This is a genomic window from Dermacoccus sp. NHGro5, from assembly GCF_017565385.1.
In the GTDB taxonomy this organism is placed as follows: Bacteria; Actinomycetota; Actinomycetes; order Actinomycetales; family Dermatophilaceae; genus Dermacoccus; species Dermacoccus nishinomiyaensis.
Map to the genome: position 1 here is coordinate 33901 of NZ_JAGEKQ010000004.1, position 25821 is coordinate 59721.

Genomic DNA, 25821 nt, shown 5'->3' on the forward strand with positions numbered 1-25821 from the left:
GGGCTCCCGCTCGGGAGCCCGCCGTCGGGCGTCATGTGTGTCGTGCCTGCAGCCTGGGCCTCACAGGGCCGAGGCCTGGTCGTCGCTGACGTCCATCCAGGCCGGACGCTCATGCTTCTCCTTGCGTGCACGCCACGCGTCGAGTGCGAGGGCTAGCCCTGCGCTGCCGAAGAACAGCACGATGAGCGGCACTGCCATGAGGAACATCGTGTAGACGTCCGGCGTCGGCGTCATGATGGCCGCGAAGGCCACTGCGATGATGACGGCGAAGCGCCACCCCTTGAGCATGATCCGGCCCTTGAGCACGCCGACCGCGTTGAGTGCCAGCAGCAGGATCGGCAGCATGAACGTCAGCCCGAACGACAGGATGAAGCGGGTGACGAACGAGAAGTACATCCCGCCGTCGGCGAAGTTGGCCGCGCCGCGCGGCGTCGCACTGATGAACATCTCGACGGCGTTGCCGAAGGTCAGCGACCCCATGTAGACGCCGCAGGCGAACAGCACGATCGCTGAGGCGACGAAGATGCGGCCGACGCGCTTTTCCCGCGGCGTCAGGCCGGGCACGAGGAAGGCCCAGATCTGCCACAGCCACACGGGCGCCGCGAGGATGAGGCCGGCCCACGCCACGACCTTCAACTTGAGGTTGAACGGCGCCGTGACGGCGTTGAACGCGACCTCGACGTGCGCCTCGGGGTGGGCGTGCTGGTAGTCGCGGAACGGCTGCTCGATGAAGTCGTAGATGTTCTGGTAGTAGTGCCAGCCGATGATGCAGCACAGCAGGATCGCGACGCCGGCGACGATCGCGCGGTTGCGGAATTCGCGCAGATGGTCGCCGATGGACATCCGCGCTTCGGGGTTGTCCTTGCGTCGTCCGAAGATTGCCACGAGCGAACGGGATCCGATCAGACGTCGTTGCGGTGCGCGTCGGTGCGCGTCACGGGGTCACCGGAGTGGACCGGGTTGCCGTTGGCGTCGTGCACCGGGTTCGCCGTCTCACCCTCGACGGTGGCGCCGGAGGCCTTCGACCGGTTGCTCTCCGTCTTCATCTCGTCGATCTCGCTCTTGAGGATGCGCGAGCTGCGCCCGAGGCTGCGCGCCATGTCGGGCAGCTTCTTCCAGCCCAGGAGCACGACGATGACGAGCACCAGGATGAGCAGTGACGCGGGGTGTTCGAGCAGGTTTTTCATGGCCAGTCCTTGAGTCCCGGGAGTTTCCGGCGCGGCGGCAGCCGCATGGTCATCGTTCACTCTAGTGGATCGCGCCAAGACGACCACACCTCGGCCTGGGAGTCCAAGCGCAGGTCGCGCTGCCGTTCGCGGGCCCGCTGACGCTCGCCTCGCCAGTGCGAGGCCGGCTTGTTCCACGCGAGATCGTCGACGCCCTGCGTGACGAGCGCCGCACTGTTCTCGGCGGCGGATCGCTGCTCGGCGAGGTTGCGCGCCTCGTCGAGACGCGACCACGCCTCGGACGTCGTGCGGGCGAAGTCGCGCGCGTGCGGCCACACGCGCCAGCATCGCCAGGCGAGGTAGGCGACGGCCGTGACCCAGAAGATCGCCCAGAACAGCAGCCACATCCACCACGTCACGGCACGGTGCCCCCGAGCATCTCGGCGTAGGCGTCGAGGGCGCGGCGGGCCTCGTCGGCGACCTGCGCCCGCACCGCGGCAGGCGCGAGCACCTGGGCGTCCCGGCCGAGCTGCAGCAGCAACCGGCGCAACCAGCGCCCGTCGCCGAGGACGAGCGAGACGTCTGCGTGCTCGCCGTCGTCGGATCGTTCGACGTCGAAGCACGGGTAGTAGTCGATGATCCAGAACGCGGCCCGCTGCACCCGCAGACGCACCTGCGGCGCGTCGGGGCTGGGGGCGAAGAAGCCGCGCGAGAGGTCGGTGCGCTGCGCGTCCTGCGGGATCTCGGCCCGGACATCGAGGAGCTCGACGCTCTCGATGCGGTCGAGACGGAACGTGCGCATGCCCTCGGCGCGACGGCACCACCCTTCGAGGTACCAGTGGCCGTCGGAGGTGAACAGGCGCAGCGGGTCGACGTCACGCTCCGTCACCTCGTCCCGGGCCGGCGCAAGGTAGCGCAGGTGCACCCGATGTGCGCGGCGCACCGCGTCCTGCAGCGTGCTGAGCACCTGCTCACCATCGCGTTCGAGGCTGACGTGGACGCGTGCGGCGCCGCTCTCCCCCGTCGCCTCGCTCAGCTTGGCGAGGGCGCGATCGACGGCGTCGCGCTCCTGCAGCCCGGGCACGTCGAGCAGCGTGCGCAGCCCGACGGTGAGGGCGAGCGCCTCGTCGCGGGTGAAGCGCAGCGGTTTGGCGATGGCGTCGGCGTTGCGGATGTAGACACGCCCCTGCTCCCACTCGGCCTCGATGAGGTCGTCGGGCATGTGGCCGGGTGTGCCGCAGACGAAGAGCAGCTCGAGGTCGGCCTCGATCTGCGCGCGGCTGACGCCGAGGGTGCGGGCCGCCTCCTCGATGTCGATGCCCTGACGGTTCATCAGCCACGGCACCATCGTGAGCAGCCGTGACAGGCGCGTCGTCGCCGCTTCGGAGTTGATCGGCCCCGAGTTGATCGACCCCGAGCTGATGGACCCCGTGTCGGCGGACCCAGAGTCGATCGCCCCAGAGCGGGCGGCCTTGTCAGTGCGGGCGTTCATGGTGCAGTCTCCGCCGTCTGGGCTTCATAGGCGCCCCGCAGGCGCGCCATGACACGTTCGCGCAGCTCGTCGGGCTTCTCCACGAGCACGTCGGCGCCGAAGGAGACGACTTCGTCGGCGAGCACGCCGGGGTCGGCGTACTCGATGTCGATGAGCTGCCACGTCTCGTCGATGACGCCGACGGTGCGGGCGCGCCGCACGAGCGAGTGTCCTCGCCCCGCGCGCACCCGCAGGACGGCAGGCGCCCAGTCGGGGGTGCGTTCGGTACGTTCGATGAGGGCGCTCGTGTCGTGATCGTCCGGCACCTCGTAGGCGCCCGGCTTGCCGACGAGTCGCACCGGGCCCTCGATTCGCGAGAGACGGAAGACGCGCGGCGCGTCACGGTCGGTGTCGAACCCGGCGACGTACCAATGACCCCGGCGGTTCGTCACCGTCCACGGCTGAACGTGACGCACAGCGCTCTCCCGCCCGGCCGCGCGGTAGGTGAACGTGATGGCGCGCCGCGTCATCACCGCGTCCTTGACGGCGTCGAAGGCGGGTTCGCTGGTGCGGATACGAGGTTCGAGGCCGACGACCGATTCGACGTCGGGGCTGATGTCGAGCGCCTCGAGCTTGCGCATCGCCGCCGCCGCAGGGCCGGCGAGGCTGGCCTGCTGCCACGCACGCGAGGCGAGGCCGAGGACAGCGAGTTCGTCGGCGTCGAAGTGCAGGTCGGGCAGCTCGTACTCACGCTTGTCGATGCGGTAGCCGATCTCGTCCTCGAACAGGATGTCGATGGGTTCGGCGCGCAGCGGGATGCCGAGCTCACGCAACTCGTCCTTGTCCCGCTCGAACATCCGGTCGAAGGCTTCGTCGTTCGGTGCCTCGGTGTACGGGCGCACGGCCTGACGGATGGCGTCCTTCGTCAGCGGCCTGCGCGTGTAGAGCAGCGCGATGACGAGGTTGAGCAGGCGCTCGGTCTTCGCCTCCGGGGTGGGTCGTGCTGCCACGCTCGCTCCTTCGTCGCTGTCGGGTCTGACGCCGTGGTCCTGCTGCAGAGCCTACCCTCTCATTCGCACAGGTGTGCGATTGGCGGCACTCGGCCCCGCGTGATGGCCACGGGCACGCAGAACGGGGTGAGTACCGATGGCACTCACCCCGTCTTGTTGCTCAGGCCGAACCCACTCGCGGGACGACCAGAGCGGCGAAGGCTACCTCAGCGCAGGCCGAAGGAGCGTCCAGCGCCGGGCTTGTTCGTCGAAACGAGGTCGACGACGAAGATCAGCGTCTCGTTCGGGCCGATCGAGGCACCCGCGCCGCGCTCGCCGTAGCCGAGCGCCGGCGGGATGATGATCTTGCGGCGGCCGCCGACCTTCATGCCGAGCAGGCCCTCATCCCAGCCCTGGATGACCTGGCCGACGCCGGCGGTGAACTCCAGCGGCTCGCCGCGGTTCCACGAGGCGTCGAACTCCTCGCCGGTCGACCAGGAGACGCCGACGTAGTGCGCCTTGATGATGTCGCCGGCCTCGACGGTGGCGCCGTCACCAACGGTGATGTCCTCGACGACGAGTTCCGCCGGCGGGGTGTCACCGGGGAAGTCGATCTCGGGCTTGGTCGTCTTGGGGTCGAAACCCATGGTTGCTCCTTCGAGAAAGTGTCGCTGACAGGCTCAGCGTGTCAGTTGGCGGCGAGGATGTCGACGACGAACACGAGGGTGTCGGTGCCCTTGATGCCCGCCTGCTGGTTGCCGTCCTTGCCATAGCCCTCGGACGGCGGCACCACGACGAGCACGCGGCTGCCGACCTTCTGGCCGACGAGCGCCTTGTCCCAGCCGGTGATGACCTGGCCCTTGCCGATGACGAACACCGACGGCTTGCCACCGTCGTTGTGCTTCGCGGTGGCGTCGAAGATCGTCGACGTGCCCCAGATCTGGCCGGTGTAGCTGACGGCGACCGAGTCGCCGGAGGCGACCTTCTTGCCGTTGCCCTCGATGAGGGTGGCCGTCTTGAGGCTCGTCGGGGCCTTCGCGCCCTTGGCGACGGTGATGCTCGCCTGCTTGCCCTGGCCGGCGGGGACGCTGACCTTCGGCATGTCGGCGGGCGCGTCCTTGGTCGTGCCCTGGGCCTCCTTGAGCGGCGTGTCGGTGGCCTTGATCTCCATGTAGAGCACGAGGTTGTCGTTCGCGCCGACACCGATCTTCTCGTTGCCCGCGGCACCGAAGCTGTCCTTCGGCGGCAGGGAGACGACGAGCTTCGTCCCGGCCTTCTGGCCCTTCAGGGTGCTGATGATGCCCGGCAGGTTGTTGTTGTCGCTCATGTTGAAGCTGGGCACGGTCTCACCGAACGTCGAACCGATCGTCTTGCCGGTCGTGCCGTTCACCATGACGAAGTTGGCCTTGACGATGTCGTTGTCGCCGACCGTCTTGCCGGAACCCTGCGTCAGGATCTTCGGCTTCGTGCTGCTCGTGCCGAACGGCAGCTTGTCCTTCGGGATCGAGACGGTGGGCTTCGCAGCGTCCTTCGTGTCGACCTTGACGTCGTCGAGGTTGCCCTTCGTCGCGGGTGCGGACAGCCCGCTCGACGACGACGGTGACGATGCGTTCGACGACGCGCTGGCGCCGGAGGAGCCGCTCGAGCTCTTGGAGGCCTTCGAGTCGTCGTTGCCGCATCCGGCCAGGAAGACGATGGGCAGAGCGGCCAGGGCAAGCAGACGCTTGGGGGAAGTCACAGCAGAGGATCCTCGCGCGATGGGTGACAGGTCGTCCGCCACGATAACCCGCGTGGGGTGTGCTTTGCCTGGCAAGGGCCTGTGCGTCCGAGCCCGCAGGCGTCTCAGACGGGCGTCGTCAGGCTCTCGACGAGACGATCGACGCGGGCATCGGTGGCGAGGAACGGATCCTTGCACATGAGCGTGCGGCCGGCTTGGTCGTTGAGCTTGAGGTGCACCCAGTCGACGGTGAAGTCACGCCCCGCCTCACGCGCGGCCCTGACGAAATCGCCGCGCAGCTTCGCGCGTGTTGTCTGTGGCGGCGTCGTCATGGCCTCGGTGACGCGGGCGTCGTCGACGATGCGTCGCACGCGTCCAGCCTTCTCGAGCAGGCCGAACACGCCGCGTCCGGCGCGGATGTCGTGGAACGTGAGGTCGAGTTGGGCGAGCTTCGGGTCGTCCAACTCGAGGCCCTGACGCGCCGCGTAGTCGGTGAGCAGCTTGCGCTTGATGACCCATTCGATCTCGGTCTCGATGCCGGTGAAGTTCTGCGATTCGACCGCCTCGAGGGTGCGCCCCCACAGGTCGAGGACGTCCGCGATCGCCGGGTCGGGGTCGCCCTCGCGCTCGACGAACGCCGTCGCGCGCTCGAGGAACATGTGCTGCATCGCGAGGGCCGTCATGCTCGTGCCGCCCTGCAGCTCGATGACGCACTGGCCGGTGGGGTCGGCGGAGACGTCGCGGATCGCCTGGATCTGGTTGGCGAGGTGCAGGCGCGGGAAGCTCTCCCCCGCCTCGATCATGCGCAGCACGAGGTGGGCGGAGCCGACCTTGAGCAGCGTCGTCGCCTCGCTCATCGTCGAGTCGCCGACGATGACGTGCAGGCGACGGTAGCGCGCCGAGTCGGCGTGCGGTTCGTCGCGGCTGTTGATGATGGGGCGTGAGCGCGTCGTCGCGCTCGAGTAGCCGTCCCAGATGTGCTCGGCGCGCTGCGTCAGGTTGAACACGGTGCGCCCGTCGCGCACGAGCAGCTTGCCGGCGCCCGCGACGAGCTGGCGGGAGACGAGGAACGCGACGAAGATCTCCGCGATGCGGTTCATGTCGGCGCCGCGATCGAGCAGGAAGTTCTCGTGGCAGCCGTAGGAGTTGCCCGCCGAGTCGGTGTTGTTCTTGAATACGTAGATCGTGCCGTCGACGCCGTCCTCCGCCAGGCGCGCCTGGGCGTCGCTCGTCATGTCGTCGAGGATGCGCTCGCCGGCGCGATCCTGGGCGACGAGATCAAGCAGCGAATCGCACTCGGCCGTCGCGTACTCGGGGTGCGCGCCGACGTCGAGGTAGAGGCGCGAGCCGTTGTCGAGGAAGACGTTGCTCGAACGCCCCCACGCGACGACCTTGCGGAACAACGCGCGGCTCACCTCGTCAGGCGTCAGGCGACGCTGACCGTTCGTCGTCGCGGTGACGCCGAACTCCGTCTCGATGCCGTAGATGCGGCGTTCCATGGCTGCTCCTGATCGTCTGACTGGCTGCTGAGGTCGTGACTGGACGCGGTGTCAGGGCCGCTCGCGGTGGTGTCGCGTTATTGCGTTATCGCGTCAACCCTGCGTCGGGCGCGTAGCCCATGGCGTCACTCGCCGCCCTTCTGCACGAACCCGGAGACGAACTCGCTCGCATTGGTCTCGAGCACGCCGTCGATCTCGTCGAGCATCGAGTCGATGTCGCTCGTCGACGACGCCGCCTGCACCTGGCCGGCGTCTGCGCCTGCCTCGAACTCGTCGTCGCTTTTGCCGCCGGCGTTCTTGAATTGCTGACCGCTCATCGTTGCTCCTCGAAATGACGTCGCTGGTTGCTGTTCGCCACCCTATCGCCGCCCGAACGCCGGAGCGCTCGTTGCACGAGTAATGCGCATCTGCAGGAGGAATGAGCGGCACAAACCCCGTGCAAGTGCACAATTTTCGAGCAGCTGTGCCACGTCGTCGCGCAGCCCGCCCCGATTCGCTCACTCCACGACGAGGTCGGGCCCGACCTGAGCGATGAGGTGCGCGACGTCGGCGTCGAACCAACCGCGGGTCTGCTCGGCGCTGCCGGCGAGTGGCTCGGGCAGGCGGATGCGCGTGTAGCTCGACGGCTGCGTGGTGCGGTAGACCATCCCGTCCCACGACGCGGAGGCGACGTCGCTGCCGAACGCCTCGATGCTCTTGCCGCGCAGCCATGCTCGCGTGTCGCGCGGGGGCTCGACGACGGCGCGCGCGACGTCCTCGTCACTCACGACGCGGGTGAAGCGACCGGCGCGTTCGAACGTGTGGAACAGGCCCTTGTCGGCGCGCACGTCGGACCACTGGATGTCGAGCGCGCGCAGACGCGGGTCGTCCCACCCGACATCATGGCGTGTCATGAACGCCTCCATGACGCTCTTCTTCGCCACCCAGTCGAGGTCGGCCGCGAGGCTCATGGGGTCGCGACGCAGCCCGTCGAGGACGCGCCCCCAGTGCTCGAAGACCTCGCGCGTCTGCTCCTCGACCGGGTCGTCGCCGCGCCGCTGCCACCACGTGTGCGTGGCATCGCGGTACGCCTCGAGGATGTCGAGCGCGCTCATCGCGCGGCCGTCGACGAGGTCGAGCGGCTCGGCGAGCGTCAGGTCGTGACTGACGGCGCGCATCGACGTGACCGGTCGCGCGAGGACGATCCGCGGCAGGGCCTCGTCCTCGAGGGCGCCGAGCACGAGGCTCGTCATGCCCATCTTGAGCAGGTTCGCGACGTCGGCGTGGTTGGCGTCGCCGACGATGACGTGCAGGCGGCGATACTTGCGGTGGTCGGCGTGCGGCTCGTCGCGCGTGTTGATGATGGGACGCTTCAACGTCGTCTCGAGACCGACCTCGGCCTCGAAGAAGTCGGCGCGCTGAGTGAGCTGGAAACCGGCCCGCTCGCTCTCGGTGCCGATGCCGACGCGGCCGCTGCCGGTGACGACCTGACGCGCGACGAAGAACGGCGTCATGCCCGCGACGACGCGCGCCCACGGCACGTCGCGGCGCAGCAGGTAGTTCTCGTGCGTGCCGTACGAGGCGCCCTGACCGTCGGTGTTGTTCTTGTACAGCTGCGTCGGGCCGTCCTCGTCGTCGGCGAGCAACGCCGCCGTGTGCCGCATGATGACCTCGCCCGCGCGGTCGTACGCGACCGCGTCGCGGGGCGTCGTCACCTCCGGCGAGCTGTACTCGGGGTGGGCGTGGTCGACGTACAGGCGCGCGCCGTTCTTGAGCACGACGTTGGCGAAGCTCGGGTCGATCTCGTCGGTCAGCTGGCTCTCGTGCGCGACCTCGCGAGCGATGTCGTAGCCGCGCTGATCGCGCAACGGCGACTCGTCGCTGTAGTCCCACCGACTCTGCGCCGCGTTGAGGCCGACGTCGTTCGCGTAGGCGCGCACGACGAGGCCCGACAGCACCATCGGCGTCGTCCGCTGATCGCCGGGGCGCAGCACGCCGTACTCGGTCTCGATTCCCATGATGCGCTGAACCGTCATGGCGCCACCCTAGTGATGTTGCCCGGGATTCCGAGTGCCCGCGCCCGAAATCGCGGGCAACATCGGCGGGTCAGAGGGTGATGTCGGCGCTCACCGGTTCGGTCAACACGGTGACGCTCGCGGCGGCTGTCGCGTCGTGCTCGGCATCGAGAGCGGCGACGACGTAGCGCCCGCCCGGCGGCAGCGGCATGACGTAGCGGCCCTCGCCGTCGGTGAGCGTGTCGGCGTGGTACTCGCCCGAGTGCTTGATGAGCGTCACCGGCACCTGCGCGGCCGGCGAACCGTTGCTGCGCCGCACGACGCCCGTGAGCTGCAGCGGGTCGACGAGGCTCAACTGCGGCAGACCGGGGCCCGTGACCTCGACGATCCGCGAGCGTGTGGCCCAGCCCTCGGCGGAGGCGACGAGTACGTAGCGTCCCGCGCCGGGCAAGGCGAGGCGGTAGCACCCGTCGTCGTCGACGCGCCCCCAGTCGAGGTGCGCGCCGTCGCTGGCGAGCGCCGTCACGACGCCGCGGCGTACGGGGTGGCCGTCGAGGCCGACGAGCGTTCCGGTCGCGACGATCTCGCGGCTGTCGCCACCACGCACGGCGTCCTTGTCGGCGCTCGCCGGGGCGGGATGCGTCGCGGGGGTGGCGCTCGGCGCGCTTGCGGACGCGGGCTGCGCCGTCGGCACGAACGCAGCGACGATGGCGGAGGCGAGCGCCGCGATGGCGGCCATGACGAAGACGGCCTTGAACGCGGCGAGCTTCGGCAGGTCGTGCCCGTCGACGTGCATCGCCATGTTCGTCAGGATCGCCGCGACGGCGGCGGACGACGTCGACGTGCCGATCGAGCGCAGCAGCGTGTTGAGGCCGTTCGCGGACGCGGTCTCCGTCAGCGGCACCGACCGCATGATGAGTGTCGGCATCGCGGCGTACGCGAACGCTGTCGCGGCGCTGCACAGCGTGGCGCCGAGCACGACCTGCCACACCGCGCCGGTGAGGAAGACGCGCAGCGTGTACGACGCGGCAAGGCCGAGCGCGCCGGCGAGCAGTGTCGTGCGGGCGCCGAAGCGCTTCGTGACGGCGGCGCTCGCGGGCGACAGCACGACCATCGCGAGGCCACCGGGCAGCATCGCGACGCCCGCGGCGATGACGGACATGCCGAAGCCGTACCCGGTGATTTCGGGCATCTGCAGCTGCTGGGTCGTCGTCATCATGTTGGCGTACATGGCGAAGCCGACGAGCAGGCTCGCGGCGTTCGTCAGCAGCACGGGGCGTCGCGCCGAGGTGCGCAGATCGACCATCGGCGAGTTGTGACGCAGTTCGTACGGCGCCCAGACGGCGAACAGCGCGATGCTCGCGGCGAACAGGAGCAGGACGCGCTCGCTCCCCCAACCCCACTGCCCGCCCTTGGTGATGGGCACGAGCAGGCACAGCAGCGCCGCCGACAGCAGCACGGCGCCGACGAGGTCGAAGCGTCCGCGCGAGGTGACCTTCGATTCGGGCACGACGAGCGCGACGGCCGCGAACATGAGGCTCGCGGAGACGACCGACACCCAGAACACCATGTGCCAGGAGAAGTGCTCGACGAGGAAACCGGCGAGCGGCAACCCGATCGCGGAGCCGATGCCGAGGGTCGCGCTCATCGTCGCGACGGCGCCGCCCACCTTCTCGCGTGGCAGCTCGTCGCGCAGGATGCTGATGCCGATCGGGATCATCGACGCGCCCACGCCCTGGAACGTGCGCGCGACGACGAGCGCGCCGAGCCCCGAGCCGATACCACCGATGACCGAGCCGACGATGACGAAAGCCAGCGACACGAGCATGATCTTCTTCTTGCCGACCATGTCCGCCAGGCGCGCCAGGATGGGCGTCGCGACGGCACCCGCGAGCAGCGTCGCGGTGACGAGCCATGAGGTGTTGTCGGCGCTCGTGTGCAGCAGCGTCGGCCACTCGGGGATGAGCGGGATGACGAGCGTCTGCTGCAGCGCGACGACGGTGCCGGCGATGCACAAGACGGCGGCGATCAGGCTCTGACGCGACGAGCCCGCACCGGAGCGGGCCGAGGGCTCGGCGTGGGCGGGTGAGTGACGGCTGGGCACGAAGCTCCTCGGGCGACGACTATTGAATTGACAATAAATATAGTCGATGTTGTCCGGGTTCCGCGGCGTCTGCGCTGCGAAACCCGGGCAAGATCGGCGGATACGGTGGGGTCATGCTTGCTCTCGCGCCGCTTCTCGACCTGCTCGTCGTCCTCGTCTTCGCCGCCGTCGGACGGCGCAACCACGGCGAGGCCGACGCCCTCACCGGCATCGTGACGACGGCGTGGCCGTTCGTCGTGGGAGCGATCGTCGGGTGGATCGTCCTTGTCGTCATGAAGCGATTGCCGGGGCGCTCGCTGACGTCGGGAGTGATCGTGTGGCTGACGACGGTCATCGTCGGAATGATCCTGCGTCAGGTCTCCGGGCACGGCACGGCCGTCGCGTTCGTCATCGTCGCGCTGGCGTTCAACGGCGCGTGCATGCTCGGCTGGCGTCTCGTCGCGCGCGTGCTGGAACGTCGTCGCGCCTGATCCGGCTCCCCGTTCGGGAATCGCCGCAGCGATACGGCACCTCGCGTCCTCGCCCGCATGGCGCCGGACGCCGGACGAAGCCGAACTGGAACGCGGCGTCGCGCGGCTCGTCGAGGTGCTGCGGGACTGACCCGTGGCGACGCGTCAGTCAGTTCTTGTCCGCGAGCGTGCGGATGTTGACGATGCGCTCACCGCGGCGGCCGGACACGCGGGCCCAGTCGTCGGGGTTACTCGTGCCGGGCAGATCCTCGTTCTCGCGGAACTCGTCACGGCACGCCTGACGCACGTGCTCCGCGCGAATACCGCGCTCCTCGGAAGTGATGAGGGCCTTGATCGCGGCCTTCTTCGCGCGGTCGACGATGTTCTGGATCATCGCGCCGCTCGCGAAGTCGGCGAAGTACAGCACCTCGCGCGAACCGTCCGCGTACGTCGCCTCGAGGTAGGCGTGCGCGTCGTCGCGGGCATACAACTCCCCCGCAGCGATGTCGATGAGCGACGCCGCAACCTTCGACGGATCGCCGTCGTGCGCGGCGATCTCGTCGGCGTGGAACGGCAGGGCCGGCGTCAGATACTTGCCGAAGATGTCGCGCCCGGCGACCTCGTCGGGGCGTTCGATGCGGATCTTGACGTCGAGGCGCCCCGGGCGCAGGACGGCCGGGTCGATCATGTCCTCGCGGTTGCTCGCGCCGATGACGATGACGTTCTCGAGGCTCTCGACGCCGTCGATCTCGGCGAGCAGCTGCGGCACTATCGTCGTCTCGACGTCCGAGCTGACGCCGGCGCCACGGATGCGGAACAGTGACTCCATCTCGTCGAAGAACACGACGACCGGCGTGCCCGAACTCGCGACCTCACGCGCGCGCTGGAACAGCACGCGGATGTGACGCTCCGTCTCGCCGACGTACTTGTTGAGCAGCTCCGGGCCCTTGATGTTGAGGAAGTAGCTCGTCGCGTCCGAGTTGCCCTGCTTCGCCGCGACCTGCTTCGCGAGCGACGCGGCAACCGCCTTGGCCACCAACGTCTTTCCACACCCAGGCGGGCCATAGAGCAGCACGCCCTTCGGTGGACGCAGGTGGTGCTCGGCGTACAGATCGGCGTGCAGGAACGGCAACTCGACGGAGTCGCGGATCGTCTCGATCTGCCCGGCGAGACCCCCGATGTCGGAGTAGTCGATGTCGGGCACCTCCTCGAGCCCGAGGTCGGAGACCTCCGCGCGCGTCAGCCGTTCGAGCACGAAACCGCTCTTGGCCTCCATGAGCAGCGTGTCGCCGGGACGCACCGTCACGTCCGCGAGCGGCCCGGCGGTGCGGACGACACGTTCCTCGTCGTTGCCCGTCGCGACGAGCAGGCGGCCGTCCTCGAGCGTCTCCTTGAGCGTGACGGTCTCGCCGGCGCGCTCGAACCCGACGACCCTGACGATGTTCATGGCCTCGTTGACCATGACCTCCTGGCCGGGCACGAGCTCCTCGATCGTGATCGCGGGCGAGAACGACACGAGCATCTTTCGGCCCATGTAGAAGATGTCGGCGCTGCCGTCGTCATGCGCCGCGATGACGGTGGCGTAGTTGTTCGGCGGCTGCGCGAGACGTTCGATCTCACCCTTCATCGACGCGATCTGGTCGCGCGCATCCTTGAGCGTGCGCACGAGACGCTCGTTCTGCGACGACACCGTCGTCAACTGCGAACGCAGCCGCAGGACGTCGGCGGGCGACGTCGCGCCTGATGACGTGTCGTTCGAGGACGACGTCCGGTCCGTCGGGTCGAACTTCGGGCCACTCATCACCGTTTCCTTCGCCTTCGGGGTGCTCGTCAGAGCCGTCCGGCTCCTCGTGCGCACCGAAGCGCGGCCCGAGCAGCCACTCGTTCCACCCTATCGACCTGCGCACACCCGCGACGACGAACGAGCACGACCCAAGTGGATCGTGCTCGTTCGACGAGGCGCTGATGGCTGGCTGGTGCCTCGATGACGACGTCTGAGACGACCCTCGCGTCAGTCCTGATCGGTTGCGACGGGCGCCTCGGCGTTCTCTGCGGCAGCGTCCGGTTCAGCAGCGACGGACGTCTCCGCGTCGGCGGCCGAGCCGGCGCTCGCCTGCGCCACCGAAGCGTCGTCAGAGCCCGCCGGCGCCGCCGACTCAGGGGCGCGTGCGGTGTCATCGCCCGCGAGCGCCTGTGCCGTCGGGGTGTTCTCGAACGAGCGCACGAGCTTGCGCATCTTCTTGTCGGAGACGGGGCGTTCGCCGACGGCTTCGGGTGTCCACGCGTCGTCGGGCGTGGGCTCCGGGGCGCTGGCGGGAGCGCCGTCGTCACCGTAGGCACCCTTGGCAGGGCGGCGCTTGACGAGCGGCGCGGCGACGCCGTCGGCGAGGCGGCGCGTGGAGATGAGGAAGCCGGTGTGGGCGTGCATGCGGTGCTCGGGGCGCACCGCGAGGCCTTCGAGGTGCCAGCCGCGCACGAGGCTCTCCCACGCGTTCGGCTCGGTGAAGCCGCCGTGATCGCGCGCGGCCTCGGCGACGCGCGACAACTGCGTCGCCGTCGCGACGTAACAGATGAGCACGCCGCCGGGCGCGAGCGCCTCGTGAACGACGTCGAGGCACTCCCAGGGCGCGAGCATGTCGAGCACGACGCGGTCGATCGTGCCCGACTCGACGGTCTGCGGCAGCGCCTCGACCAGGTCGCCGACGGTGATGCTCCACGCCGGGTGGTCGACGCCGAAGAACTCGCGCGCGTTGCCCGCGGCGATGGCGGCGAAGTCCTCGCGACGCTCGAACGAGTACAGGCGCCCGTCCTCACCGACGGCGCGCAGCAGCGACATCGACAACGCACCCGAACCGACGCCCGCTTCGACGACGCGTGCGCCGGGGAAGATGTCGGCCATCGTGACGATCTGCCCGGCGTCCTTCGGATAGACGACGGCCGCGCCGCGCGGCATCGACATGACGTAGTCGCTCAGCAGCGGACGCACCGCGAGGTACTCGACGCCCGCCGTGTTCGTCACCGTCACCGCATCGGGCGAACCGATGAGGTCGTCGTGCTTGATGTGACCGCGGTGGGTGTGGAACTGCTTGCCGGGCGTCAGCGTGATCGTGTGCATGCGCCCCTTGGGGTCGGTGAGCTGGATGCGCTCGCCCTCCCGGAAGGGGCCGCGGCGGTACTCGGCGCCGGTCGACGGGGCGGGGGTCTGATCGCTCTCGCTCATGGGGAGCAAGTCTAGGCGCCCCGCGGCATGGTGCCGCTCTCGTGCGCGTGACGCTGCATCGCACGCTCGAGGTCGGCGAGCGTCGCGATGCCGACCAGTCGCAGCGCGACCGGGTCGTCGGCAGCTGCGGGCTGCCCTTCCACCGGCATGCTGACGGTGACGACACCCGGCGTCGGATCGCCCTCGAACGCGGGCAGGATCGCCATCACGTCGTCCTGCGGTGAGGAGATGACGGCGCCCGCATGCGGCAGCAGGGCCTCGCCGAGGGCGCTCGCGGGCACGTGCGGGCGCTGATCCACGGGCACCCGCACGTGCGCACCGGGCGCGACGAGGGCGCTGGCGGCGCCGTCTGCGTCGATGAGGACGATCGTGTCGCCCGTCTCCGGCAGTGCCGCGACGGGCGTGCTCGCGGGGACGGCGACGGCGGGGCGGATGACGTCGGCGACTCGGATGCCGCCGAGGAACTCGCGGTTGATGCCGACGTTGACGGCGACGCTCGCGCCGCGCCAGAGGAACGAGGCGATGAACAGCAGCCACACGAGGCTCCACAGCGAGCCGGGCGCGCGTACGAACCCGAGCACGGCCCACGCGGCCACGCCGATGGCGACGATGCGTCCGCACCAGCCGGCGGCCTTCATGCCCGTGGCGCGGTTGCCCGTCAGCTTCCACACGAGCGCGTCGACGAGGAACCCACCATCGAGCGGCAGACCGGGCAACGCGTTGAACGCCGCGACGAACGCGTTGCTCCACGCGAACGCCCCGAGCAGCAGCGGCACGGCGCCGTCGCCGTCACTCGCGCGGTGGCCGAGGAAGCCGATCACCGCGAGCACCGCGTTCGACAGCGGCCCGACGGCGGCGACGAGCGCGCTGCGTCCGGGCGTCGCGTCGGGGGTGTCGTAGCTCGTGTGGCCGCCCATGAGGTCGGCGACGATATGCGTGACGCGGTAGTGGCAAGCCTGTGCGACGAGGGCGTGCGCCGCCTCGTGGACGAGCACGCTGAGCAGCAGCAACAACGCGTACCCGATGCCGACGACGTACGCGCCGAAACCCCATTCGGGGTGAAGCGAGGCGACCTGCGGGCCGAAGATCGCGACGATGATGACGGCGATGATCGGCCACGTGCGTCCGATGTAGACGGGGACGCCGCGCAGTGAGGCGATCTTGAGGCCGGGTGTGGGCTGGGGCATGCCCCAAGACTATGTGGGCCTCGTGCGCCGGGATGATTAGACTTCTCGGATGCCCGCTTCGTTGTCTCCGTCGCGCGCCTCCGACTTCATGCAGTGTCCCCTGCTCTATCGCTTCCGCGTCATCGACAAGCTGCCGGAGTCGCCGAGTGCGGCGGCGTCGCGGGGGACGCTCGTCCATTCGGTGCTCGAGCGCATCTTCGACGTCGACGCCCCGAAACGCACGCTCGAGCGGGCGCTCGACCTCGTCCCCCATGCCTGGGAGGACATGCTCACCGACGAACCGGAGCTGGCCGAACTCGCGGGCAGCACACCGCACGATCTCGCGACGTGGCTGCGTGATGCGGAGAAGCTCGTCGAGAAGTGGTTCGCGATGGAGAACCCGCAGTTCCTCGAACCCGCCGAGCGCGAGCTCTACGTCGAGGCCGACCTCGACGGGCTCACGCTGCGCGGGTACATCGACCGCCTCGACGTCGCTCCCGGCGGGCAGATCCGCGTCGTCGACTACAAGACGGGACGGGCGCCGTCGGAGCTCTTCGAGAACAAGGCGTTGTTCCAGATGAAGTTCTACGCGCTCGTCATCTGGCGCACGCGGGGCGTCATGCCGCTCATGCTGCAACTCGTCTACCTGGGCAACAGTCAGTTCTTGCGTTATCAACCCGACGAGGCCGACTTGCTCGCGCTCGAACGCAAGCTCAAGGCGCTGTGGCGCGCGATCGAGCGCTGCGCTCGGACGGGTGACTGGCGGCCCAAGAAGTCGCGCTTGTGCTCGTGGTGCGATCACAAGGCGCTGTGCCCGGAATGGGGCGGCACTCCCCCGCCGCTGCCCGAGCACGCGGCGCGTCTCGCGCTCGGTCCCCGCACCACCGGCGACCTCGGAGACGTCGATGGCGACTGAAGGATGACCGTTCGGGCCGGTCGTCGAAGCGGCAGCCACCGTCCGAGTGACGCGTTGCGGGCATCTATCGCCTCCTGCACCGCGCCCGCCTCCGCGGCGAGGCTGACGACAACCGCTCATTCACCAACGTCCATTGAATAAGACGAAGATCGCAGATGGGTACGGGGATCGCAGTTGGGCCGCGCAGGGCCAGGGTCACCGCGCGCGCAGCTGGAATAACCGGCCGCGCCGTCCCGTTCCGCAAGTAGTTGCATTTTCAACTACATGAATGCATGGACCAAGGGAGGCCCTCATGCAGTTCGGCATCTTCACCGTCGGTGACGTCACGACGAACCCGACGACAGGGCGCACCGTCAGCGAGCACGAGCGCATCGCGAACACCGTCGAGATGGCGAAGCTCGCCGACGAGGTGGGCCTCGACGTCTTCGCCACCGGCCAGCACCACAACCCGCCGTTCGTCGCACCGGCCAACCCGGCCGTGCTGATGGCGAACCTCGCGGTGGTGACGAAGAACATCATCCTGTCGACGTCGACGACGCTCATCACGACGACGGACCCGGTGCGCATCGCCGAGGACTACGCCTACGCGCAGCATCTCGCCGGCGGCCGCGTCGACCTCATGCTGGGGCGTGGCAACACCGGCCCGGTCTACCCGTGGTTCGGCAAGGACATCCGCGACGGCATCCCGCTCGCCATCGAGAACTACGCGCTGCTGCGCCGCCTGTGGAACGAAGAGAACGTGACGTGGGAGGGCAAGTTCCGCACACCGCTGCAGGGTTTCACCTCGACGCCGCGCCCGCTCGACGACATCGCGCCGTTCGTCTGGCACGGCTCGATCCGCAGCCCCGAGATCGCGGAGCAGGCCGCCTACTACGGTGACGGTTTCTTCCACAACCACATCTTCTGGCCGCCGCAGCACGCTGCGCAGATGGTGCAGTTCTACCGGGAACGCTTCGAGCACTACGGTCACGGCCGGGCGCAGGACGCGATCGTCGGCCTCGGTGGGCAGGTGTTCATGGCCGAGTCGAAGGCGAAGGCGATGGAGACGTTCCGCCCCTACTTCGATCACGCGCCGGTCTACGGCGGGGCGGGTTCGTTGGAGGACTACACGCGTCAGACGCCGCTGACGGTCGGCACGCCGGACGAGGTCGTCGAGGCCACGCTCGGCTTCCGCGACTACGTCGGTGACTACCAGCGTCAGCTGTTCCTCATCGACCACGCCGGGCTGCCGCACGCCGAGGTCATGCACCAGATCGAGCTGCTCGGCACGAAGGTCGTGCCGCAGCTGCGCGCCGAGATGGACATCCGACGCGCCGCCGGCGTGCCTGATGCCCCGACGCATGCCAGCCTGCTGGCTGCGCGCGCTGCCCAGGCGACCGACACGCCCTCGGCTGACGCCGGTCAGATGGGCGGCGTCGAGACAGGTGTGCCGCGTGCTCCGAAGACCGACGACGTGACGGGAACGCGCGCCGAAGACCGTTGAGCATCAGCCCGGTTCGTCGACAACTCGGCTGACCGGGCCGGGCGGGCGACGCCGGCGGCGGCGTTACGCCCAAACTCAGAGCAACGAGACGAAGGAGAACACGATGATGAACTGGACGGCACGCCTCGCCGTGATCAGCGGCGGGTTGAGTGAGGAATCGTCGACGCATCGTCTCGCCCAGCTGCTGAGCGACGCGGTTGTCGAGAGTGCGCGGGAGCAGGGCAGCGAGGTCGTCGTCGAGCGGATCGACCTGCGGGCGCTGGCGCACGACATCACGACGGCGTCGTTGACGGGGTTCGCTCCCCCGGCGCTCGCGGACGCCTACGAGGTGCTGGGCGCGGCCGACGCCGTGGTCGCGGTGACGCCGACGTACAAGGCGAGCTTCACGGGCTTGTTCAAGTCGTTCTGGGATGCGACTGCGGGCGGCGTGCTGAGCGGCGTGCCCGTCATCGTCGGCGCGACGGGCGGTTCCGCCCGACACTCACTGGTGACGGACACCGCCTTGCGACCGCTGTTCGCGTACATGAAGGCGCTCGTCATGCCGACGGCGGTCTACGCCGCGCCCGACGACTGGGCCGGGCGAGGCCTGGAAGCGCGGGCGAGCGAGGCCGCCGGTGAGTTGACGCAGCAGCTAGAGCGCGTGCTCGGCGGAGCAGACGTGGTGGTGAACGGCGGTTCTGGCGCGCGCGTGTCCAAGGATGGGGAAGCGCCGAGAACATCGTCGAAATCGGTTCGTACGCTTGCCGAGACGCGCAATCGGGCGCGCGATCCGTTCGTCGCGGTGCCGACGATGGAAGAGATGTTGCGCCGCTGAGCACGACTCGTGACCGGAGGGGTCCGTCAGGTTCGTCACGAACCTGACGGACCCCTTCGTCACGTTCGTCTGCCGGGATGTGCCATAGTCGGAAGCGTCCTTCGTGGGAGTCCTGAGAACAGGGCTGAGAGGGAGCTGATACTGCTCCGACCGCTACCCGACCTGACCCGGATCATGCCGGCGCAGGCAGCCAAGGAGACCTCATGGTCGCTCATCCTCCGTTCGGTGCCGACGTTCGTCGACGCCTGCTGCGTGGGGTCTTGCCGTGCCTTCGTCCGATCCGAAGGAGGCACCATCATGACGACGTTCAACGCCCGCGACCTCGCGGCCACCACCGACCGAGCAGCCACGTCGCCGGCGTCGGCCGCGGTTCAGAGGCGCGCAACCACCCCCGCTGACGGATCGGACGCTCGCCGCAAGCAGTACCGAGACGCGGACGGCCTGCGCGTGCCCTACACCGAGGTCATCCTCGACAACTCCCCCGGCACCGGCGCGGCCAACGCTCCCGTCGAGCTGTACGACACCTCCGGCCCGGGCAGTGACCCCGAGGTCGGGCTGCCGCCGTTGCGCGCCGAGTGGATCGCCGAGCGCGACGACGTCGAGACGTACGCCGGCCGAGAGCGCACCCTGCTCGACGACGGCCGCTCGGCCGTCCGACGCGGTGAGGCGAGCCACGAGTGGCGCGGCGAACGTCGCGCACCGCTGCGCTCGAAGGACGGCGCCGTCGTCACCCAGATGCACTACGCCCGTAAGGGATTGATCACCCCCGAGATGCGATTCGTCGCCGCCCGCGAGAACTGCGCCCTCGAACTCGTGCGCGACGAGGTCGCCGCCGGACGCGCGATCATCCCCGCCAACGTCAACCACCCGGAGAGCGAGCCGATGATCATCGGGCGTCGCTTCCTCGTCAAGGTCAACGCGAACATCGGAAACTCGGCCGTGACGTCGTCGATCGCCGAGGAGGTCGACAAGCTGACGTGGGCGACGACGTGGGGCGCCGACACCGTCATGGACCTGTCGACCGGTGACGACATCCACACAACGCGCGAGTGGATCCTCCGCAACTCCCCCGTCCCGATCGGCACCGTGCCGATCTACCAGGCCCTCGAGAAGGTCAACGGTGAGGCCGACAAGCTGACGTGGGAGATCTTCCGCGACACCGTCATCGAGCAGTGCGAGCAGGGCGTCGACTACATGACGATCCACGCCGGCGTGCTGCTGCGCTACGTGCCGATGACGGCCGAGCGCATCACGGGCATCGTCAGCCGCGGCGGCTCGATCATGGCCGGCTGGTGTCTCGCGCACCACGAGGAGAACTTCCTCTACACCCACTTCGACGAGCTGTGCGAGATCTTCGCCCGCTACGACGTCGCCTTCTCCCTCGGTGACGGCCTGCGCCCTGGCTGTACCGCCGACGCCAACGACGAGGCGCAGCTTTCCGAGCTGCGCACCCTCGCCGAGCTGACGAAGCGGGCATGGCAGTTCGACGTCCAGGTCATGGTCGAGGGCCCCGGGCACGTGCCGCTCGACCTCGTCGAGGAGAACGTGCGCCTGCAGCAGGAGTGGTGTGACGGCGCGCCGTTCTACACGCTCGGCCCGCTCGTCACCGACGTCGCACCCGGCTACGACCACATCACTTCCGCCATCGGCGCGACGACGATCGCGATGGGTGGCACCGCGATGCTGTGCTACGTCACGCCGAAGGAGCACCTCGGCCTGCCGAACCGTGATGACGTCAAGACCGGCGTCATCACGTACAAGCTCGCGGCGCACGCCGCGGACGTCGCGAAGCGCCACCCCGGCGCGCGAGCGTGGGACGACGCGTTGAGCAAGGCGCGCTTCGAGTTCCGTTGGAACGACCAGTTCAACCTGTCGCTCGACCCCGACACCGCGCGCGAGTTCCACGACGAATCGCTGCCCGCCGAGGCGGCGAAGACAGCACACTTCTGCTCGATGTGCGGGCCGAAGTTCTGCTCGATGCGCATCAGCCAGGACGTGCGCGACCGCTTCGGCGACGCCGGCGCCCAGCAGCGCGTCGTCAGCGAGAGCGAGGCGCGCGAGGGCATGCAGCAGATGTCGAAGACGTTCGTCGAGCTCGGGCGCAGCGTCTACGTCGACCCCGACACCGCCCACGCCCTGGCAACCCCCACGCCCCAGGACTGACGGGTTCGCAACGGTGAGGGGTGGAGCAACTCGACTCCGCCCCTCACCGACTCTTGTCTCCGTCCGTGCCCGCCCCATCTGCGATCTACGTCCACATTCGCGAACGGCGTACCCATCTGCGATTTTCGGTCACATTCGCCTGTGCCACGGCCTGCCGGGCCGGCTCGAGCATCAGCGCGTCGCGCGAGCTTGCTCCGCCAGACGCGGCAGGTCGTCGAGGCTGACGGCGGCGAGGTCGGGGACGACGACGAGGCCGTCGAGCTGCGGAATCTCGACGAGATGCGGCACGGCGAGCGTGGGGACGCCGGCCGCGACGGCCGAGCGCACGCCCGTCGCCGAATCCTCGATCGCGACGCACTGATCCGGGCGCAGGCCCAGCTCTGCCGCGGCCCGCACGTACGCCTCCGGGTCCGGTTTGCCCGCGCTCACCATGTCACCGGTGACGACGACCTCGAACGTCCCGGCCGGCAGCGCGTCGACGAGCACCCGCGCGAACGACTCGTACGACATCGTGACGAGCGCGCACGGCATCCCCGCCTCGTGGGCGGCGAGCAGCAGCTCCTGCGCGCCGGGGCGCCACGGCACGTGCTGCTTCAGCTTCTCGATGACCTGCTCGAGCAGGATGTCGACGATCTCGTCCGGCGTCAACGGAATACCCGTCTGATCCTTGATCATCCGACCCGTGACGGGCAGCGCGTTGCCGACGAGCTGGAACGCCTGCTCCTCGCTCCACGACGCCCCGTACGACTCGATCAGGCCGCGCTCGGCCTCCATCCAGTACGGCTCGGTGTCGATGACGGTGCCATCCATGTCCCACAGGATCGCGCGGGGGGCATGCGAACCATGCGCCGCGCGCGAGGACGCCGATGAGTCGAGCGCGTCGAGGCGGGCGTCGAGATGGTTCAGGTGCGGCGTCGGGTTCACGCGTCAGTCCTCCGGGTCGTATCCGAGGTTGGGGGCCAGGTGGCGCTCGGCCTCGGCCATCGTCCATCCCTTGCGCTCAGCGTAGTCGGCGACCTGATCGCGCCCGATCCGCCCGACGACGAAGTACTGCGCCTGCGGATGCGCGAAGTACCACCCGCTCACGGACGCGCCGGGCCACATCGCGCGCGACTCGGTCAGTTCGACCCCGATCGACGCGGTCACGTCGAGCAGGTCGAACAGCGTGTCCTTCTCGGTGTGCTCGGGGCACGCCGGGTAGCCGGGCGCGGGACGGATGCCCTGGTAGCGCTCCCTGATGAGTTCGTCGTTCGACAGCTTCTCCCCTGCCTCGTAACCCCAGAACTCGCGACGCACACGCTCGTGCAGCCGCTCGGCGAACGCCTCCGCGAGGCGGTCGGCGAGGGCCTCGAGCAGGATCGCCGAGTAGTCGTCGAGGTCGTCCTTGAACGCGCGGATCCGCTCCGGCAGCTCCGTCCCAGCCGTCACGGCGAACGCACCGACCCAGTCGTCGGCCGCACCCGTAGGGGCGACGAAGTCGGCGAGCGAGCGGTTCGGCACGCCGTCACGGTGCGTGCCCTGCTGACGCAGGTGGTGCAGGCGCGCCACCTCGGCCGAACGCGACGCGTCGCCGAACAGCACGGTGTCGTCACCGTCGGCCTGCGCCGGCCAGAACCCGATGACACCCGCCGGGTGCAACCAGCCCTCGTCACTGATGCGGTCGAGCATCGTCTGCGCGTCGTCGTACAGCTTGCGCGCCGCCTCGCCCTGCGCGGGGTTGCTCAGGATGTCGGGGAAGCGCCCCTTCATCTCCCAGGCGGCGAAGAACGGCTGCCAGTCGATGTACTCACGCAGCTCGCTCACCGGGTAGTCGGTGAACACCCTCGTCACGGGGGCGCCGTCGACGGCAAGGGCCGGAGCGTCGGGAACGCCTGCAGCCCAGTCCATCTCGGTGACGTTGGCCCGCGCCTCGTCGAGCGTCAGCAACGGACGCTCGTCGCGCTTGGCCGCGTGTCGGGCGCGCAACGCGTCGTAGTCGGCGACGACGTCGGCGAGCAACGCCTCGCGTCGCTCCCCCGTCGACAACAGCGCAGCGACGACCGGAACCGAGCGCGAGGCGTCCTTCACCCACACGACGGGCTCGTCGTAGCGCCCGTCGATCTTGACGGCCGTGTGCGCACGCGACGTCGTCGCGCCGCCGATGAGCAGCGGCTGAGTGAAGCCCTGACGCTGCATCTCAGAGGCCAGGTGCACCATCTCGTCGAGCGACGGCGTGATGAGGCCCGACAGCCCGATGATGTCGGCGTCGTGCTCGCGCGCAGCGTCGAGGATCTTCTGCGGAGCGACCATGACGCCGAGGTCGATCACCTCGTAGTTGTTGCACTGCAGCACGACGCCGACGATGTTCTTGCCGATGTCGTGCACGTCGCCCTTGACGGTGGCGAGCACGACGGTGCCGTTCGTCTGCTTGCTCGTGACGCCGCTCGCTTCCTTCTCCGCCTCGATGAACGGGATGAGGTAGGCGACGGCCTTCTTCATGACGCGCGCCGACTTCACGACCTGCGGCAGGAACATCTTGCCGGCGCCGAACAGGTCACCGACGACGCCCATGCCGTCCATGAGCGGGCCCTCGATCACCTCGAGCGGACGCTTGCCCTCGGCCTCCAGCTCGGCGCGCATCTGCTCGGTGTCGGCTTCGACGTGGTCGTCGATGCCCTTGACGAGCGCATGCGTGATGCGTTCGCGCACCGGCAGTTCGCGCCACTGTTCCGTCTTCGCTTCCGCCTGCTCACCGCTCGAGTTGTACTGTTCGGCGGCCTCGAGCAGCCGCTCGGTCGCGTCGGCGCGCCGGTTGAGGACGACGTCCTCGATCAGCTCGCGCAGTTCGGGGTCGATCTCGTCGTAGACGACGAGCGCGCCGGCGTTGACGATGCCCATGTCCATCCCCGCGGCGACCGCGTGGTAGAGGAAGACGGCGTGGATCGCCTCGCGCACCGGGTTGTTGCCGCGGAAGCTGAACGACACGTTCGACACGCCGCCGCTGACGAGGGCGCCGGGCAGGTTCGCCTTGATCCATCGCGTGCCCTCGATGAAGTCGACGCCGTAGTTGGCGTGCTCCTCGATGCCCGTGCCGATCGCGAAGATGTTCGGGTCGAAGATGATGTCCTCGGCCGGGAAGTCGACGTCGGGGCCGGTGAGGATGTCGTAGGCCCGCTTCGTGATCGTCTTGCGCCGCTCGAGGGTGTCGGCCTGGCCGTCCTCGTCGAACGCCATGACGACGATCGCCGCGCCGTAGCGCTTGCACAGCCGGGCGTGCTCGATGAACGGTTCGACGCCCTCCTTCATCGAGATCGAGTTGACGATCGACTTGCCCTGGATGCACTTCAGCCCGGCCTCGATGACCTCCCACTTCGAGGAGTCGACCATGACCGGGACGCGGCAGATGTCGGGTTCGGAGGCGATGAGCTTGCAGAAGCGATCCATCGCGGCGACGCCGTCGATCATGCCCTCGTCCATGTTGACGTCGATGATCTGCGCGCCGTTCTCGACCTGCTGACGGGCGACGGACAGCGCCGTCGCGTAGTCGCCGTCCTTGATGAGCTTGCGGAAGCGCGCCGAACCGGTGATGTTCGTGCGCTCACCGACGTTGACGAACAGCGAATCCTCGTCGACGGTGAACGGCTCGAGCCCGGACAGGCGCAGGGCGGGCGCGACGTCGGGCACGCTGCGCGGGGCCGTGGCGGCGACCGCGTCGGCGATCGCCCCGATGTGATCGGGCGAGGTGCCGCAGCATCCGCCGACGAGGTTGACGAGGCCGTCGCCCGCGAATGCGGCGACGGTCTGCGTCATCGCCTCGGGTGTCTCGTCGTACTCGCCGAACGCGTTGGGCAGGCCAGCGTTCGGGTAGCAGGAGACGAAACAGTCGGCGATGCGCGAGAGGTCGGCGACGTAGGGGCGCATCTCGTCGGCGCCGAGCGCGCAGTTGAGTCCGACGGCGAGCGGGCGCGCGTGACGCACCGAGTTCCAGAACGCCTCGCCCGTCTGCCCCGACAGGGTGCGGCCGGAGGCGTCGGTGATCGTGCCGGAGATGATGACGGGCCAGCGCCGCCCGCGTTCCTCGAACAGCTGCTCCAGCGCGAAGATCGCGGCCTTCGCGTTGAGCGTGTCAAAGATCGTCTCGATGAGCATGAGGTCGACGCCGCCGTCGGCCAGGCCGCGGGCCTGCTCGAGGTAGGCGCCGACGAGGTCGTCGAAGCTGACGTTGCGCGCGCCCGGGTCGTTGACGTCCGGTGAGATCGACGCCGTGCGGTTCGTCGGGCCGATCGCGCCGGCCACGAACCTCGGACGCGCCCCGGTGGTCACCGAATCGGCAGCAGTGCGAGCGAGTTTCGCGGATTCGACGTTGAATTCGTACGCGAACTCGGACATGTCGTAATCAGCCAATGAGATGCGCTGCGCGTTGAACGTGTTCGTCTCGACGATGTCAGCGCCGGCCTCGAGGTACTCGCGGTGGATGCCCTCGATGATGTCGGGCTGCGTCAGTGACAGCAGGTCGTTGTTGCCCTTGAGGTCGCTCGGCCAGTCGGCGAATCGCTCACCGCGGTAGTCGTCCTCACTCAACCCGTGCCGCTGGATCATCGTGCCCATCGCGCCGTCCATGACGAGGATTCGCTCACGCATGAGCGCGGCCAGCTCCTCGCTGCGATCCCCGCCTGCGTCGCGGCGGGCGT

The 25821-nt window shown here is 68.9% G+C and carries 21 protein-coding genes and 1 riboswitch; of the genes, 5 read left to right on the top strand and 16 right to left on the bottom strand.

Annotation, left to right across the window (positions count from 1 at the left end; translation table 11 throughout):
- Positions 1-60: 60 nt before the first annotated feature.
- From tatC to J4Z35_RS01240, 11 genes are all read right to left on the bottom strand, one after another.
- On the bottom strand, positions 61-885 hold the full coding sequence (tatC, locus tag J4Z35_RS01190) for a twin-arginine translocase subunit TatC (RefSeq protein ID WP_038568108.1): 825 nt from the start codon (positions 883-885) through the stop codon (positions 61-63).
- A 17-nt stretch (positions 886-902) separates the two neighbouring features.
- A complete protein-coding gene (gene tatA / locus J4Z35_RS01195) occupies positions 903-1187 on the bottom strand; it encodes a Sec-independent protein translocase subunit TatA (RefSeq protein ID WP_006947258.1) in 285 nt (94 codons plus the stop codon).
- A 56-nt stretch (positions 1188-1243) separates the two neighbouring features.
- Complete coding sequence (locus J4Z35_RS01200; protein WP_006947226.1) at positions 1244-1585, bottom strand: hypothetical protein; 342 nt, start codon at positions 1583-1585, stop codon at positions 1244-1246.
- Entirely contained in the window at positions 1582-2658 is a 1077-nt protein-coding gene (locus J4Z35_RS01205; RefSeq protein ID WP_006947310.1) for a WYL domain-containing protein, read from the bottom strand. The genes J4Z35_RS01200 and J4Z35_RS01205 overlap by 4 nt, the downstream gene beginning before the upstream one ends.
- Positions 2655-3647, bottom strand: coding sequence for a WYL domain-containing protein (locus J4Z35_RS01210; RefSeq protein ID WP_006947232.1), 993 nt, complete (start codon positions 3645-3647; stop codon positions 2655-2657). Before J4Z35_RS01210 ends, J4Z35_RS01205 begins: the two co-directional genes overlap by 4 nt.
- A 206-nt stretch (positions 3648-3853) precedes the next feature.
- The gene (locus tag J4Z35_RS01215; RefSeq protein ID WP_006947303.1) at positions 3854-4273 is read right to left on the bottom strand and encodes an FKBP-type peptidyl-prolyl cis-trans isomerase; all 420 of its coding nucleotides are present in this window, start codon (positions 4271-4273) and stop codon (positions 3854-3856) included.
- Between the two features lie 41 nt (positions 4274-4314).
- Positions 4315-5364 (bottom strand): FKBP-type peptidyl-prolyl cis-trans isomerase, encoded by a 1050-nt coding sequence (locus J4Z35_RS14795; protein ID WP_074039273.1) that lies wholly within the window; start codon positions 5362-5364, stop codon positions 4315-4317.
- A 104-nt stretch (positions 5365-5468) separates the two neighbouring features.
- Positions 5469-6842, bottom strand: coding sequence for a Pup--protein ligase (pafA, locus tag J4Z35_RS01225; protein WP_006947220.1), 1374 nt, complete (start codon positions 6840-6842; stop codon positions 5469-5471).
- Between the two features lie 125 nt (positions 6843-6967).
- A complete protein-coding gene (locus J4Z35_RS01230) occupies positions 6968-7159 on the bottom strand; it encodes a ubiquitin-like protein Pup (protein WP_074045330.1) in 192 nt (63 codons plus the stop codon).
- A 180-nt stretch (positions 7160-7339) separates the two neighbouring features.
- Complete coding sequence (dop, locus tag J4Z35_RS01235) at positions 7340-8857, bottom strand: depupylase/deamidase Dop (RefSeq protein WP_074045329.1); 1518 nt, start codon at positions 8855-8857, stop codon at positions 7340-7342.
- Positions 8858-8927: 70 nt separating this feature from the next.
- Positions 8928-10940 (bottom strand): MFS transporter, encoded by a 2013-nt coding sequence (locus J4Z35_RS01240; RefSeq protein WP_074045328.1) that lies wholly within the window; start codon positions 10938-10940, stop codon positions 8928-8930.
- Between the two features lie 113 nt (positions 10941-11053).
- Here J4Z35_RS01240 and J4Z35_RS01245 point away from each other — a divergent pair, with 113 nt between their 5' ends.
- The gene (locus J4Z35_RS01245) at positions 11054-11410 is read left to right on the top strand and encodes a DUF3054 domain-containing protein (protein ID WP_006947215.1); all 357 of its coding nucleotides are present in this window, start codon (positions 11054-11056) and stop codon (positions 11408-11410) included.
- Positions 11411-11558: 148 nt separating this feature from the next.
- Here the strand turns inward: J4Z35_RS01245 and arc are convergent, their stop codons facing one another.
- From arc to J4Z35_RS01260, 3 genes are all read right to left on the bottom strand, one after another.
- Positions 11559-13190, bottom strand: a complete 1632-nt coding sequence (arc, locus tag J4Z35_RS01250; RefSeq protein ID WP_006947264.1) for a proteasome ATPase — start codon at positions 13188-13190, stop codon at positions 11559-11561.
- Between the two features lie 210 nt (positions 13191-13400).
- Entirely contained in the window at positions 13401-14609 is a 1209-nt protein-coding gene (locus J4Z35_RS01255) for a tRNA (adenine-N1)-methyltransferase (protein ID WP_006947211.1), read from the bottom strand.
- A gap of 11 nt (positions 14610-14620) precedes the next feature.
- The gene (locus J4Z35_RS01260) at positions 14621-15796 is read right to left on the bottom strand and encodes a site-2 protease family protein (RefSeq protein ID WP_006947279.1); all 1176 of its coding nucleotides are present in this window, start codon (positions 15794-15796) and stop codon (positions 14621-14623) included.
- A 49-nt stretch (positions 15797-15845) separates the two neighbouring features.
- On the opposite strand from J4Z35_RS01260, the gene J4Z35_RS01265 reads away from it, so the two are divergent.
- The 4 genes from J4Z35_RS01265 to thiC all read left to right on the top strand — a co-directional run bounded on the left by J4Z35_RS01265 (position 15846) and on the right by thiC (position 21151).
- Positions 15846-16691 carry a PD-(D/E)XK nuclease family protein gene (locus J4Z35_RS01265; RefSeq protein WP_006947250.1) on the top strand — a complete coding sequence of 282 codons (846 nt, stop codon included), beginning with the start codon at positions 15846-15848 and terminating at the stop codon, positions 16689-16691.
- Between the two features lie 292 nt (positions 16692-16983).
- Positions 16984-18174, top strand: a complete 1191-nt coding sequence (locus tag J4Z35_RS01270; protein ID WP_006947212.1) for a CE1758 family FMN-dependent luciferase-like monooxygenase — start codon at positions 16984-16986, stop codon at positions 18172-18174.
- A gap of 103 nt (positions 18175-18277) precedes the next feature.
- A complete protein-coding gene (locus tag J4Z35_RS01275; protein ID WP_006947233.1) occupies positions 18278-18988 on the top strand; it encodes a CE1759 family FMN reductase in 711 nt (236 codons plus the stop codon).
- 93 nt (positions 18989-19081) lie between these two features.
- Positions 19082-19196, top strand: a riboswitch (TPP riboswitch).
- A gap of 89 nt (positions 19197-19285) precedes the next feature.
- On the top strand, positions 19286-21151 hold the full coding sequence (thiC, locus tag J4Z35_RS01280; protein ID WP_006947230.1) for a phosphomethylpyrimidine synthase ThiC: 1866 nt from the start codon (positions 19286-19288) through the stop codon (positions 21149-21151).
- Positions 21152-21322: 171 nt separating this feature from the next.
- Here the strand turns inward: thiC and J4Z35_RS01285 are convergent, their stop codons facing one another.
- Positions 21323-22075, bottom strand: coding sequence for an HAD family phosphatase (locus J4Z35_RS01285; RefSeq protein ID WP_006947276.1), 753 nt, complete (start codon positions 22073-22075; stop codon positions 21323-21325).
- 3 nt (positions 22076-22078) lie between these two features.
- Positions 22079-25771 (bottom strand): methionine synthase, encoded by a 3693-nt coding sequence (metH, locus tag J4Z35_RS01290; protein WP_050786620.1) that lies wholly within the window; start codon positions 25769-25771, stop codon positions 22079-22081.
- Between the last annotated feature and the right edge of the window lie 50 nt (positions 25772-25821).

What these genes read in the sequence shown, in the direction of transcription:
- tatA (WP_006947258.1), bottom strand. Translation starts at nt 1,187, where the DNA reads ATGAAAAACCTGCTCGAACACCCCGCGTCACTGCTCATCCTGGTGCTC.
- J4Z35_RS01205 (WP_006947310.1), bottom strand. Translation starts at nt 2,658, where the DNA reads ATGAACGCCCGCACTGACAAGGCCGCCCGCTCTGGGGCGATCGACTCT.
- J4Z35_RS01215 (WP_006947303.1), bottom strand. Translation starts at nt 4,273, where the DNA reads ATGGGTTTCGACCCCAAGACGACCAAGCCCGAGATCGACTTCCCCGGT.
- pafA (WP_006947220.1), bottom strand. Translation starts at nt 6,842, where the DNA reads ATGGAACGCCGCATCTACGGCATCGAGACGGAGTTCGGCGTCACCGCG.
- J4Z35_RS01230 (WP_074045330.1), bottom strand. Translation starts at nt 7,159, where the DNA reads ATGAGCGGTCAGCAATTCAAGAACGCCGGCGGCAAAAGCGACGACGAG.
- dop (WP_074045329.1), bottom strand. Translation starts at nt 8,857, where the DNA reads ATGACGGTTCAGCGCATCATGGGAATCGAGACCGAGTACGGCGTGCTG.
- J4Z35_RS01245 (WP_006947215.1), top strand. Translation starts at nt 11,054, where the DNA reads ATGCTTGCTCTCGCGCCGCTTCTCGACCTGCTCGTCGTCCTCGTCTTC.
- arc (WP_006947264.1), bottom strand. Translation starts at nt 13,190, where the DNA reads ATGAGTGGCCCGAAGTTCGACCCGACGGACCGGACGTCGTCCTCGAAC.
- J4Z35_RS01255 (WP_006947211.1), bottom strand. Translation starts at nt 14,609, where the DNA reads ATGAGCGAGAGCGATCAGACCCCCGCCCCGTCGACCGGCGCCGAGTAC.
- J4Z35_RS01260 (WP_006947279.1), bottom strand. Translation starts at nt 15,796, where the DNA reads ATGCCCCAGCCCACACCCGGCCTCAAGATCGCCTCACTGCGCGGCGTC.
- J4Z35_RS01265 (WP_006947250.1), top strand. Translation starts at nt 15,846, where the DNA reads ATGCCCGCTTCGTTGTCTCCGTCGCGCGCCTCCGACTTCATGCAGTGT.
- J4Z35_RS01270 (WP_006947212.1), top strand. Translation starts at nt 16,984, where the DNA reads ATGCAGTTCGGCATCTTCACCGTCGGTGACGTCACGACGAACCCGACG.
- J4Z35_RS01275 (WP_006947233.1), top strand. Translation starts at nt 18,278, where the DNA reads ATGATGAACTGGACGGCACGCCTCGCCGTGATCAGCGGCGGGTTGAGT.
- thiC (WP_006947230.1), top strand. Translation starts at nt 19,286, where the DNA reads ATGACGACGTTCAACGCCCGCGACCTCGCGGCCACCACCGACCGAGCA.
- metH (WP_050786620.1), bottom strand. Translation starts at nt 25,771, where the DNA reads ATGCGTGAGCGAATCCTCGTCATGGACGGCGCGATGGGCACGATGATC.